Here is a 12,634-nt window from a genome sequence, read left to right as displayed (position 1 = left end):
TGGTTTTCTGGTTGGTCACTCCGCAAAGTTGAACAAGAACGTTTATCGAGTCCATTGTAAGTCCACACTAAAAGATTAAGTATTTGAAATATAAATACTTATATTTTACCCTCTAATTTATCGAAGCGTTTTGAGCTGATTTTAACTTCGATAAAAGCAAAGGAGGGTGTAGGCAAAAATTTTCTATTCAGTAAACCCCTTTCACATTCGCTTTTCTAAAGCCAAGCTTTGTTCGGCAAATTTGCCTCTTGAGCAGCGAAACACGTTTTGGGGCAAAAACGTTTTAGGGTGATCACAGGCTAGTGTTACAAGAGACAATCAATTATTATCCCTTAAAGTTAAATTAACTATGTCTAATGTAAATCAGGATATTATATGTCAATTGATCCAGCCATATGGATTTGGGGGGCGCTAGCTATTGCTGTCGTTACTGCTTTTTACCATAAGTCTAAAGCAACTGTTATATTTGTTGCTATAGCTCTAATCAGTGCCTTATCTCAACAAAGGTTATCAATTGTAGGTTTTACCAGTGTATTGATAGGCTTTGCTATTGCTTATCAAACTCAAAAACAGACAGGTTGGTTACGTTATGCCGGCTTAACTTTTGTAATGCTCTGGTCTTTGGCATTATTCCTTCACTTTATACCTGGATTTGATAACCTAAAAGTACTGGATAATGTTTACGCCAGTAGCCATAGCACTTCCTTCACTATGTACTTAAATCTTGATAAACCACTTGCATTTTTTGGACTGTTACTCGCCTATCCTGCCTTACTAGGTACAAGCAAAAAAATGAATACACGGGCCATCATCGCCACGATTATTCCATTATTTGTCTTATTACCCATCGCAGCCATACTCGGCGCACTAAAACCTGAATTATCGGTCCCTAGTTGGTTGTGGCTATTTATGCTAAACAATTTGCTTTTTACTTGTGTTGCAGAAGAAGCATTCTTTAGAGGGATTGTTCAACAAGGAGTTAGTCAGCGTTTTGGCTGGATTTTTGGGCTTGCTGTTGCCAGTTGCCTATTCGGTCTAGCTCACTTTGCTGGAGGCACATTATTAGTAATATTTGCAGGGTTAGCAGGTATTGGATATGGGCTTATTTTTCATTTAACCGGTCGCCTATGGGCTGCTGTACTTGTGCACTTCTTATTTAACCTCGCACACTTATTATTCTTCACCTATCCAATGTTGGAAAGATAAGAATGCGTATCTAAGTCCTCTCTGATTCTTCAAGAAGAATTCAACTGCTCCATTTACTTTATCTACGACTAAATACGGAGCGCTATCTTATTTATAATCACGTTCAATGGTAAGGACTGACTGTTGGGGGGAGTAAAGCTGACTCTTGTAATAACAAGCAACAACAGATTACTTTCTTAAGGGCTACTCTAGATAAGAACCATGAGCATAAGTTTTTATTTTAGCAAGCTTTGGGGCAGAAATGCGTTACTCCTACTCCGTTTCTGCCTGCAAAAAATATCAAACTATATTAGAAATGATCAGACTTTATTATGATGTATCAAACTTTAATATGAACGCACAGATGACTTTTTCAGGTAAACCATGCTGGTTGATGGCTTTATTGCAAAAAGCCCGTGCAGCAAGCTCATCGCGGGTTTCACTCAAATAGAAATCAATAATCGCGCCGAATTTATCCACGGCACGATAATAGTAAACCCAACGACCTTTAACTTTTACGTACGTTTCATCCATTCGCCAGGAACCTGATACATGACGCTTTTTCATTCTGAATACAGCTTCGAGTTGCGGCGCATATTTGATAACCCAACGGCTCAGTGTTGAGTGGTCAAAATAGATATTTCGCTCAGCAAATATCTCCTCAATTTCACGGTAACTGAGTTTATAAGATAAGTAATATCGCATGGCAACAGTAGAGGCGATTAACGGATATACATCAGGTAAAGTTGTTTGGTTAAAAATAGGTTCGTGGTGAGCTATACGATTACGTAACTTTCTAATAGTAAAAAATGCCATTCACGAAAGTGAACGGCATTGATTATTTTACTAACACTAATTTTTATAGCGCCGCTGCAGCTTCTTTACCTGCGATGCGGCCAAATACTGTGATATCGGTAATCGCATTACCACCTAGGCGGTTAGAGCCATGAGTCATACCAGTCACTTCACCTGCGGCATATAAACCGTCGATAACTTTACCTTGTGTATCCAATACGCGAGTTTTCGTGTCAGTCATCAAGCCACCCATAGTATGGTGAACAGATGGTTTAGCCACTAACATATAAAAAGGTGCTTTTAGTAGTGGCTTCATACCACCGCGGTGATTGAACTCTGTATCTTTACCCGCCTTCGCAAACTGATTAACACGATTTACTTGAGCCATTAATGCCTTTTTATCAACACCAAACTTACTTGCCAGTTCTTCAACTGAGTCAGCTTTGAACATCATGCCTTTGCGGTTTAGTTCCTCGAACTCATTCTTATGTACTGTTACAGTATCAGCAATTTCTTCAATTTCACTCCCCCACAACACATAAGCCTGTTGGTTAGTTTGTGCCAAAATTGCACGGCTGATAACATCACGACGCTCAAGCTCTTCAACGAAACGACTACCTTCTTTATTTACAAGGATAGCGCCAAAGAAACGAGAATCAGCAATAAGAGAGATCACCCCCGTGTCGGTATGACAGATAGGGTAAGTCTGGATTGATTCCATATTATGCGTCTTGGCATTTAGTTTCTCAGCCATCACAATACCGTCCCCCATGATGCCACGAGCGTTAGTCGTGCCGTAACGGCTATCTAACTCAGGAGCATACTTAGTTCGCATTGCAACGTTAGCGCCAAAGCCACCCGTCGCCATAATTACGCCGCGGTCAGCAATATAAGTAATCTTCTGGCCATTTTTTTCTGCTTCAACACCAATCACGCGACCATTTTGATCTTTAATTAAAGCTGTCGCAGTGGTACGAGTATGAATAGGGATCTGTAGTTCATCCGTTTTTGCCATGAACTTACTGATCCATTCAGCGCCTGTGTGGTTTCTAGGGATCAAGCCGCGTTTCACACTATGTCCACCAAATTGGAAAAGCTGGTCTGAATAGAAATCAACTTTAATGTAATCACGTAACCATTCTGCAGCAGGTAAAGCTTGCTCCGCCATTAGCTGAACCATTTCTGGATCGCCTAAGTAATCTCCGCCCTTAAGTGTATCTTTTACAAAGATATCGATGTTATCTTCAATACCCATTGATTTCTGGACCCAGTTACCTGGTACATTCATCTGGCCACCAGTAATGAGGCTATTACCACCCACAGTTGGCATTTTTTCGATAATAACAACCGAAGCCCCTGCATTTTTTGCCGTGATCGCAGCGCTTAAACCCGCACCACCGGAGCCGATAACAACCACGTCGAATGCTTGTTCAGTATCAATAATATCTTTAGCACTATCATTGTTTGCAGCCAATCCAGCGATTAAAGTGACTCCGGCTGCAGCAAGAGAACTCTCAACAGCTTCTTTAAATGCGTTACTTGTTACAGTTGCCCCACTAATAGCATCAACTTCAGTGGTATTTTGGTTAATCATAGCGTCTTTCATTTCAGTATAAACTGAAGCCGCTAATACCTTATTCTCCTTTTGCTCTAAAATATTAATATCAATCAATTGACCATATTTAGTCGCGGTTTGCACTTTTATTTCGCCATGCTTACCAAACGCTGCACCTTCACTGGTTACGGTTTTTCCTGAATCTTGTACAGTACAGCCCACTGTCAGTGCCAAGATAGCACTTGCAATTATTGTTTTCTTAATCACGATTTTATTCCTATTGAGTTAATCTAAACTAGAAGGTAAAGCCAACTGATACGCCATACTCGATGCCATCATTAGGTGCAGCTCCCCAGCTATCGAAATGTGTTAGATGTAATTTTGTATAAAATGACTGGCTTATACTTGTCTTAAGTGTGGTTATTATCTGATGACCGTAGCTGTCATAAGCGAGTGTACTCATATGCTCTTCATCTCGATCAAACTGGCCTTCATAATTAACCGCCAATGAGTGCTTTAGTCCTAGTGCTGAAAAAGGGTAACTCGCATTAATTACCGCCGCATAACCACTTAATCCATCAAAGTGAGCGCCTGTTGGTGAAAAACTGGCAGCGGTGTAATTTAAACCTGCACCAGCATTGATAAACAGATCACCATATTTTCGGTTAGTGGTTACACCTAAATATAAATTATCTTCCATTACGGTACGGTTAGACGAAAGAAAGTTTTGTGCCCAATAGTTGTATTTAGTTTTAGCAATTTGTTTATCGACAACAATTAATGATTTTACTGTTAATTTGCCATCTTTATCATCCTGCGCATCCTTAACCTCGCCAACATTCTCTAACTTTATATAAGCTAACAACGTCCCCCAGTCAGCTTTATTAAAATGAGTTAACTTAACAAAAGGTTGTTCATAAGCTCCACCATTGTCATCTTTAGTCTCTGAAGTATAAGCTTTATAACCAATGTCGACTGATGTTGCAGATATTGCAGGTGTGACTAGAAAAACAGAAAGTGCAGTAATAATTTGCTTTTTCATATAACTGTTCCTTGAAAATAAGATTCAGCAACAGATTAAACAATCAGAATATATACTTTGTGATCTAACTCCCCATCCACTTACAATTTAACAACCACTGTGGTTTAAGGAAGTAAAAATGTAAAAAAAACATAAAAATATAAAAACAATATTTTAAAACGTGAAGATTACGTCAAACTAAAAGCTGATAAAAGTTATCAACGTGAAAATAGCGTTAGTTCGTAAATATTATTAACAATAACCACTGCGATTTAAGGGATAAATAGAGCAGATAAAAAATGACAAGTAATCGCCAAATTACTTGTCATGTTAAAACCACTAATATCAGAGGATCGCTCTAATCTCGGTTCTGTCGCAAACTGAGGAGCTGGTTTATCATGAGCGATGATCTCTTAACCAACTTTATCAATGCTACTTAACTTTTCGAGACGCCACTTCCCAACAGATATCATCATGCAAGCCCTTCGATATTACCTTGCTTATAAACTCAGTTACCGTGAAATAGAGGAGATATTTGCTGAGCGAAATATCCATTTTGACCACTCAACACTGAGCCGTTGGGTTATCAAATATGCGCCGCAACTCGAAGTAGCATTCAGAAAGAAAAAGCGTTATGTATCAGGTTGCTGGCGAATGGATGAAACCTATGTGAAAGTTAAAGGTCGTTGGGTTTACTATTATCGTGCCGTGGATAAATTCGGCGCGATTATTGATTTTTATTTGAGTGAAACCCGCGATGAGCCTGCTGCACGGGCATTTTTCAATAAAGCCATCAACCAGCATGGTTTACCTGAAAAGGTCGTCATTGATAAAAGTGGGGTGAATGCCGCGGCATTAGATACCATTAATGTTCGCCTTTGGTTGTCTGGTTACATGCTGTTTATGATTGAGGTTTTAGCCATAGAATATCTGAATAATATTGTTGAGCAGAGCCATCGAAAAGTGAAAGGAAAGATGCATCAATGTTTGGGTTGGAAGTCCTGGGAAGGTGCAGGATCAACACTCGCAGGAGTGGAGCTCTGGTCCATGATAAAGCAAGGGCAAATGAACACCACTGAAAAGATGACACCATGGGAACAATTTTATTCTTTAGCGGCCTAATTGTATCTGAGAGATCCTGCGCTCTCAAATTATAGCAACAAGATCTCAGTTTGCGACAGAACCGGTTTTACCGTTGTTGCCGATGAAGTGCGTCAACTTTCAAGTCGAACGAGTGAATCAACTGCTTACATTGAGACAATTATCAGTAAGTTTAGGCAAAATACCACTTTAGCCGCCAAAGCCATGGAGTTTGGTCAGCAAAAAGCAGAGCAATCTGTAGATCTTGCAAGACAGGTCGATGAGTCGTTTGAAGCTCTACGAGAGTCCATTAAAAAGATGAATCTTATGAGCGATGAAAATGCTTGGGCCATGACTCAGCAAACCGCAGTAGCAAATGAGATCAGCCATTCTATTCAAGTGATTAGTGAACTATCACTGGAAAGTTTACAGCAAACACAAGATGCCGCTGAGCGAGGCGGGCAGGTATTGCGTTTATCAGCAAAGACCCATCACTTATCGCAATAGTTTTGGGAACAGAGCGTGCAGCGTAAAATATAGCTAATTAAAGCTAAGCGTTCGAAAAAAGGTGCAGCTTTTAACGCTGCGCCTTTTTAAATGGCTTTTTGGCTAACCGCATTATCCATTAGTTAAAGAGTTAACTTAGCAGCTCAAATGAGCTCTTAAACAAGAGCGAAACAAGAGCTAAACAAGTTAGAACTTGTAAGCAACGCTGACTCGGACATCTCTGCCGGCAGCTGCAACACCATCGCCCATGTAAGGTTTGTAATACTGGTTAGTAATATTCTTCACCGTTAAATAAGCTTCCCAATTATTCAATGGACCAGACTCGCCAGTGAAAGCAATATAGAAGTCTTGAATAAAGTAAGCATCCGTTGGCTGATCAGTTCTAAAACTACTTGCAGCAGGCATATGGTCCTCAGATTTACTGTCGTACCATTTACCGCGCCAAGCAAACATCAAATCGTTAGTAAGGTAATAACCCAGCTTTAAGCCAATATTGGTTGGCGCTAAGTCGGCAAGATATTCGTCTTCACCTGTTGAGTCTTTTAAGCTGCCATTATGTTTACCGGTAATATAAGACGCATCTAAATCAGCAAACAGATCGTGGTAACGATAGTTGATCACTAAATCGGCACCTTTATTGTAGTAACCGCCAAGGTTAGTGTTATAACCCTGTGCCTGTTCTACAGAATGCACTCCAGAACGTTTTGCTATATCGTTTTCACCTTTGTGGTAATACAAGGTGATTTGAGTAGAGAGTACATCATCATTGGCAAATAGATCGTTATTGACTTGAGTGACACCAAGTTTGTACGCATGTAAACGTTCTAATTCAAGATCTCGACTAGACATGATTGCCTTGCTGGCTTTGGCGTATTGCACTGTGTAGATATCATCAATAACAGGCGCTTGCAGGGTATAGGCATAGTCGAAACTAAATTGTGTTTGTTCACTAAGCAGATAGTTAATGCCTAAACGAGGAGACAAGCCTGAATGAGAAACTGCACTATAATCATGACCTGCGGCCAAGTCGTTATAATCTGATGCTAAATTGCCTTTGCCTTCGCTACGTATATGGTCGTATCTAAGTGACGGTTTTACTGACAAATTATCAGTTATTTGATAATTAAACTCAGCATATGCGCTTGTTGTTTGCTGTTTTCCGCTCGGTTGGTAATAAGGCGTATACAGGCCAAAGTTTTTGGCTTCTTTGTTTTCATAAGTCTTGTTATAGACTAAGGAATCACGGTCTGAACTCAAATACTGCAGTCCCACAATAAGGTTATTATCGCCAAACCAGCTGGTATTATTGATATCTACAAACGAACGTTTGTAATCAAGCCAAGACTCGTGTCCAAAGTTACCCACTGATACATACATTTTTTCCCATGCAATATCGGGGCGGACCCAATGTCGCTGATTATCACTGGTGGAGACAACAAGTTGGGTATCAATCCAATCGTTGCTTGGAGTGTAGCGATAATTTAACGAGTAATTGGTGTCTTGATAGGTGTTGTCCGCAGTAGTTGCATAGAGTGCGGTTTCGTAACCACCATATTTTTTAATGTTATAATTGCTAATTTTTGGCATTTGGCCGCGACGGTTTGCCCAAGGCTTTTGACCTTCGTCTTTATAATCGATCATCGACAATGACAGTAAGTGAGCGCCGTAATCAAAATCAATTTTCGCCAATAGACTATTTTGACGATAACCCGAATAGCGTAACTTAGCTTCATTACCGCTATCAAACTCTGGCGGTTCCCCCTCATCGGCAATATTGTCTCCCCAAACACCATTGCCTAAAGTGGTATCGTTTGCATCACGGTAGGTGTAGTTCACAATTGCTGAAAGGTGGCGGTTAACCTGACCATATAAACTAATTAAACTGCGTTTTTCGTCATCATTGTCGCTATATCCTGCTTTAACTCGCGCGCCAAAGTGCTCACCTGGTTTTAAAAAGTCTTCAGCACTCTTGCTGGTCACATACATTGAGCCACCGAATCCGCCATTACCTGAACGTACATCGTGAGCGCCTTTTATGACCTGAACTTGTTTAATAAGGTCTGGATCAATAAAGAATGAGCCGTAGCGATATTGCTCAAAGCCCTGCGGTGCGTTATCTAAATACAGATTGAGATCTTCTTCATCGCCAAAACCCCAGATATTAATTCGCTCGCCGCCAACGCGTGTGCCCCCGTCAATGTTAATGCCGGGAAGTTCGTCGACCAGCTCTGCAAATTGAGTTGACTGCTGCTCCTCAATCTCCTTCATGGTGATAATAGCGGTTCCAGGAGGGGTTAGCTTTAGCTCTCGTGGGTAAGATCTGCCTGTTACTTTTATGACTTCAATTGGATCAACCTTTGGCGCTCCAAGCACTTTATTTGGTGCTGGATCCGTTATCTCTTGCTTTGATTGCTCGGCAGTTAACGGCATGTTTTCGCTTTGCGCATAGACATGAGATTGAATGGAAAGTGCAATAAATGATAATGAAAACAATTTAATAGAACGTGACAACACTAGAGTATCCTCATTGATAAGAAAAGATGCTGGCGAGTATAAATGAAAAATATCTAAATGATAATGATTATCATTTGCAATTTACATACGAAGAACTTATGTTACAAAAGTCGCAAGATAAATCTTATTAAGGGAATTTAAAAGATAAGTCCTATATGACAGCGGCAATATGAAAAGACACAGAACACAGAAACAAGAAACACTAGACACAAATTTTATATCGTCATTTTGCGTCAGTTAGTGTCTTTTTTAATGCTAAAACCCTCTCTAAATCCTCTATATAGCAACCTACAATATAATCCGTTGTCGTGCCTCTGGTTGCTTTTTGGATAGCGGAGTGAGTCGGAGAAACCCCTTTTAAACTTTTTATTAAGCTTTAAGCTTTTCGAGTTGGGCCAGCCAATTTAACTAAAAGTATCAATTTTTCCGTAAGCTCGGGTGATGCCATATCTAGCACTCCATCAAGTAAAGAGGTGGTGACTGTACCACCTCTCATTTTAGCGGTTATATATTGCTCAGCACCATCATTTGACCTCGCAAATTCACGGATTCTGTAATCTGCGGCCTTATCATTTCAGATAGTAGTTCTTCCTCTGTGTAACTTAAGTTATCCCGTTCTTTACTACCCATTTCATTACATACTTCGCTATTCAAGTCTGATAATGCTTTTTGTAACTCTATTGATTTTAGTAATGCTGTCTCTATTTTTGCTTTATATTGATGCTTGTCATTTTAACCCTCCCCCCTTAGTTTTCAATGGATACACAATGCAATAGTAAAAACTAACTATCTACTTCTTTTTTAATGGGATTTTCAAATAAGAGGTCAGCAGGTTCTGTCGCAAACTGAATTGAGTTGTTTTAACAGAGCAGGGAGTCATGGCGAAGGATTCATTGGCCATTCACCTGATGGACGTAGATATATATTCAATAAATGTATTTTGCATGAGGTTTCCGTTTCTGTTGCTGATTTGTATGAGCCCATAAAACAATATATTCAATAAGTGAAAAATGCTTTATTGATGTTGTAAAATCTGAAAGTGGGTATTTTGAGCTAGAACAATTTGCTAGAAAATATGATTGTGAAAAAGAGGTTTTCTATGAGATTAGAGAGTATCCAGGGCCGGTAGGGAAATTTGGTGAGTTTGATTCAGCAATAGAAGAAGCTGAGAGGCTGATGAAGTTATGTCATGACTAAAATATAAAGCCAATTGTTTCCTATGTTGTCCAAAGCCCCGCAAGGGGCTTATATATCGACCTGAAAGCCTTGCACAGCAAGGAACTGGCAATTCGCTGACCACGCATTGACCACACCTAACCGTTAGGAAACAAAAAACCGCCTTAATTGGCGGTTTTTCTTTTTACCACATTAGATATTGGTCATAGGATTTAATGAATAACGGTATATTTAGCTAGTTACTTTGTTCATTAATTGATTGAGACGATTAGCAAAATCGACTTCCTCTTTCGTTGTTGTAAATTTTTCAGGATCTGGCAATTCAGGAAATAAGCAGTAGGCGACATATTCAGAAGTGTAATCACAGAACAGGTCAGGATAGTCTGAACTTGGTTTGAAATTTAAGTTATGTATGCTGTCAGGTACATCATTATTTAGAAAAACCTCTTCATCACCACAGAAACTGAATAAAGCCCTACCGTCAAATAACACAACAATCAGTTGCTGATCCTCTTCCTCTTTATTTACAGATACGGAATAAGAACTAAAATATTTTGAATCATGGTCATATTCAACGGCAGAAAAAGAACCATCACTATTTTTGTCTAAAGCCGCTAAAACATCATTGTATTTCATAGTAAACCTTTTAATTATCAGTTTTGGATTGTCAATTTTATGATGTAAATCAAACATTTTCCATAACGTATTATTTTATCTGCGAGCTATGTATACGCCTTAATATCAAAGGCTCCTTAGGGTGATTTAATATCGCCTTGAAAGCCTTGCACAGCAAGGAACTGGCAATTCGCTGATCACATCTAACCGTTAGGAATGAAAAGCCCACATTTTTGTGGGCTTTTTAATTGCAAAGAGTAGAATCGAATAGCAGTTCTACCTCCCCATGAAGTGGTTAGATGTAAAATGAAAAAGAAGATTTAGGGTTAGCGAAAATACTTAAATGAGAGAAATTGATATAAGTGGTTATCCAGTAGTGATATTGCAACTGCTATATCAAACTCCTTACATTCTAGAACGATGAATATTGCTTATAAATATTTGAATTGAAGTACCTTACAGCATAAGGAAATTGATAATATGAGTGTTGAAATTTTTAAAAATTATGAAGTAGGTGATTTTGTTAAGGCTAATGGAAATGAAACGGTTATGACTATCGTAAGGGCAACATGTCCTTTTCTTGGCGCCCCTTCTGGTGCCGTTTTAGCAATGTATGTTTGTGAGTGGTCTGATGGTGAAGACAAAAAAGAAGGTTTTTTTTCAGATAGCGACTTGATTCGCGCTTAAAGTAATATCTCTAGATTACTAAGGTGTGACTGTTCTGTCAGTCAAAAACCGCCTTAATTGGCGGTTTTTTATTGCTTAGATATGTAAATATAGAATACTTTGAGTATCGTTCTAAATCACTTCTGGACAAAAACGTTTTAGAGCTTAAGCTCTGAAAATAACTGTTGGCATTAGGGAAAAGTAGGCAATCGAATATACCGTAACGCTTCATGAACCAGTCTAAACTGTTGCGTTAATTGACTTATTATGAGGCTTTAAACTATCTACCTCATTTATCACACTTTGCTGAACTTGCTCTAATATAGAACAAGTTTCTCTTGCTACAACACAATCCAAATCATGCTTATTAATAACGGTAAAAACATCTATTAAGAGCTGAACGCATTCATCAGGGCTGTAGAATGTTTTCACTTTTTGATACTTATCAAACTCAGCACTCTTGTTATGGATCCAGTGATTTCTTGTCACATTCAGCATTGCTATATTATCTAAACATTGCGCTATTTCTTCGTTATCAATACCCAAATGTTGACTGCAAATGTACTGAAATCTTTCAGGTGGTGTACGTTTCTTCTCAGCCTGAGTTTTGGAAACCTCATTTTGAATATAATCGTAATAGAACGCCTCAAGAGCCATTGCTGTAAATGTTTGAGCAACGATCCACCGACTTGTCCAGTTCGGCCATTCTGTGTCGATTTGCTCCTTAGATAAATGCATTCCACCATACTTATCATAGCGTTCTTTAAAGTCATCTAGCTTCCCATACACCTGAAGGATAACGACTTTAATTAGGTCTCCCAGTGCTGACGCTCTTATTTGAATAATTTGACCGTCACGTTCTATTAACATTGATTTACCTCATAATGCCAGATATTAGTGAGTAAATACTGGCAGACGATTTACTCCGCAAATGGGAGATCTTAATTTATTGATTTTTTAATAGATCGCCATAGCCCCAAATCAGCGTACCAGAGATAGCTAAAATGACTATAATGTACTGTGCAATTTTAAATTTCTTTACATATTTTTGAGATAGATTTTCTTGTTGGCTGTAAGTGCTTCCTGATGGATTCACATGCTCATTTACTTTCATAAGATTGTATTCCATCCAAACTGCTAGTAATACAGTTATTGAACCACTCCGTTGAAACCAAACATCTGGTGGCTCACCTGATGGAACAAAATGAGAAAACCATGCAGCAAGAGGGAAGGTTACCGCTAACAAGGTCAAAGGTATACAGAATAACAACTGTTTTTTTATTTGATCCTCTGCCTCTCTCATTTGTTTGTAAATAGGTGCCTCTTCTGTGCTCATTATGTCTCCTGATATGTAACACTTCTATCATGTGTTTATTACTATGGCGATAAAATCAAAATCAAAATTTATCAAGCCACCCATCTTAAAAAGGGGCTATTTCACAACATGCCTATTCTGACGCTATAAAAGTTAAATTAGCAGTAGGTGACTGTTTATTAAAAATAATAAAGTATCAATACGC

9 protein-coding genes and 2 pseudogenes are annotated in these 12,634 nt (G+C 38.9%); 4 read left to right on the top strand and 7 right to left on the bottom strand.

Translation table 11 applies throughout. The annotated features are described in order from the left end of the window. Positions 1–375 precede the first annotated feature (375 nt). Entirely contained in the window at positions 376–1,206 is an 831-nt protein-coding gene (locus HWQ47_RS23510) for a CPBP family intramembrane glutamic endopeptidase (protein ID WP_269968413.1), read from the top strand. Positions 1,207–1,548: 342 nt separating this feature from the next. Here HWQ47_RS23510 and HWQ47_RS23505 read toward each other — a convergent pair. The 3 genes and pseudogenes from HWQ47_RS23505 to HWQ47_RS23495 form a co-directional block, all read right to left on the bottom strand. Beyond that, positions 1,549–1,908: pseudogene (locus tag HWQ47_RS23505) on the bottom strand (IS6 family transposase); the annotation flags it as partial. A 136-nt stretch (positions 1,909–2,044) separates the two neighbouring features. Next, positions 2,045–3,802: a flavocytochrome c gene (locus HWQ47_RS23500; protein ID WP_442802117.1), complete on the bottom strand. Its 1,758-nt coding sequence runs from the start codon at positions 3,800–3,802 to the stop codon at positions 2,045–2,047. 28 nt (positions 3,803–3,830) lie between these two features. Next, the gene (locus HWQ47_RS23495; protein WP_269968412.1) at positions 3,831–4,577 is read right to left on the bottom strand and encodes an outer membrane protein OmpK; all 747 of its coding nucleotides are present in this window, start codon (positions 4,575–4,577) and stop codon (positions 3,831–3,833) included. Between the two features lie 408 nt (positions 4,578–4,985). Between HWQ47_RS23495 and HWQ47_RS23490 the strand changes: the two genes are divergently transcribed. After that, positions 4,986–5,678, top strand: coding sequence for an IS6 family transposase (locus tag HWQ47_RS23490; protein WP_269968411.1), 693 nt, complete (start codon positions 4,986–4,988; stop codon positions 5,676–5,678). Between the two features lie 63 nt (positions 5,679–5,741). Next, positions 5,742–6,143, top strand: a pseudogene (locus tag HWQ47_RS23485) (methyl-accepting chemotaxis protein); the annotation flags it as partial. Positions 6,144–6,329: 186 nt separating this feature from the next. On the opposite strand, the gene HWQ47_RS23480 reads toward HWQ47_RS23485, so the two are convergent. Further along, positions 6,330–8,657 (bottom strand): TonB-dependent receptor domain-containing protein, encoded by a 2,328-nt coding sequence (locus HWQ47_RS23480; RefSeq protein ID WP_269968410.1) that lies wholly within the window; start codon positions 8,655–8,657, stop codon positions 6,330–6,332. Positions 8,658–10,064: 1,407 nt separating this feature from the next. Beyond that, positions 10,065–10,469: a hypothetical protein gene (locus HWQ47_RS23475; RefSeq protein WP_269968409.1), complete on the bottom strand. Its 405-nt coding sequence runs from the start codon at positions 10,467–10,469 to the stop codon at positions 10,065–10,067. A 459-nt stretch (positions 10,470–10,928) separates the two neighbouring features. On the opposite strand from HWQ47_RS23475, the gene HWQ47_RS23470 reads away from it, so the two are divergent. Continuing rightward, positions 10,929–11,135, top strand: coding sequence for a hypothetical protein (locus tag HWQ47_RS23470; protein ID WP_269968408.1), 207 nt, complete (start codon positions 10,929–10,931; stop codon positions 11,133–11,135). A gap of 219 nt (positions 11,136–11,354) precedes the next feature. On the opposite strand, the gene HWQ47_RS23465 is transcribed toward HWQ47_RS23470, so the two are convergent. Then, positions 11,355–11,984, bottom strand: coding sequence for a hypothetical protein (locus tag HWQ47_RS23465; RefSeq protein WP_269968407.1), 630 nt, complete (start codon positions 11,982–11,984; stop codon positions 11,355–11,357). Positions 11,985–12,060: 76 nt separating this feature from the next. Continuing rightward, positions 12,061–12,450, bottom strand: a complete 390-nt coding sequence (locus tag HWQ47_RS23460; protein WP_269968406.1) for a hypothetical protein — start codon at positions 12,448–12,450, stop codon at positions 12,061–12,063. Between the last annotated feature and the right edge of the window lie 184 nt (positions 12,451–12,634).

This window comes from Shewanella sp. MTB7, assembly GCF_027571385.1.
In the GTDB taxonomy this organism is placed as follows: Bacteria; Pseudomonadota; Gammaproteobacteria; order Enterobacterales; family Shewanellaceae; genus Shewanella.
Note: the sequence above shows the minus strand (reverse complement) of the source record. Positions and strands in the feature narration are given on the sequence as shown.

What these genes read in the sequence shown, in the direction of transcription:
- HWQ47_RS23495 (WP_269968412.1), bottom strand. Translation starts at nt 4,577, where the DNA reads ATGAAAAAGCAAATTATTACTGCACTTTCTGTTTTTCTAGTCACACCT.
- HWQ47_RS23475 (WP_269968409.1), bottom strand. Translation starts at nt 10,469, where the DNA reads ATGAAATACAATGATGTTTTAGCGGCTTTAGACAAAAATAGTGATGGT.
- HWQ47_RS23510 (WP_269968413.1), top strand. Translation starts at nt 376, where the DNA reads ATGTCAATTGATCCAGCCATATGGATTTGGGGGGCGCTAGCTATTGCT.
- HWQ47_RS23470 (WP_269968408.1), top strand. Translation starts at nt 10,929, where the DNA reads ATGAGTGTTGAAATTTTTAAAAATTATGAAGTAGGTGATTTTGTTAAG.
- HWQ47_RS23490 (WP_269968411.1), top strand. Translation starts at nt 4,986, where the DNA reads ATGCTACTTAACTTTTCGAGACGCCACTTCCCAACAGATATCATCATG.
- HWQ47_RS23465 (WP_269968407.1), bottom strand. Translation starts at nt 11,984, where the DNA reads ATGTTAATAGAACGTGACGGTCAAATTATTCAAATAAGAGCGTCAGCA.
- HWQ47_RS23460 (WP_269968406.1), bottom strand. Translation starts at nt 12,450, where the DNA reads ATGAGCACAGAAGAGGCACCTATTTACAAACAAATGAGAGAGGCAGAG.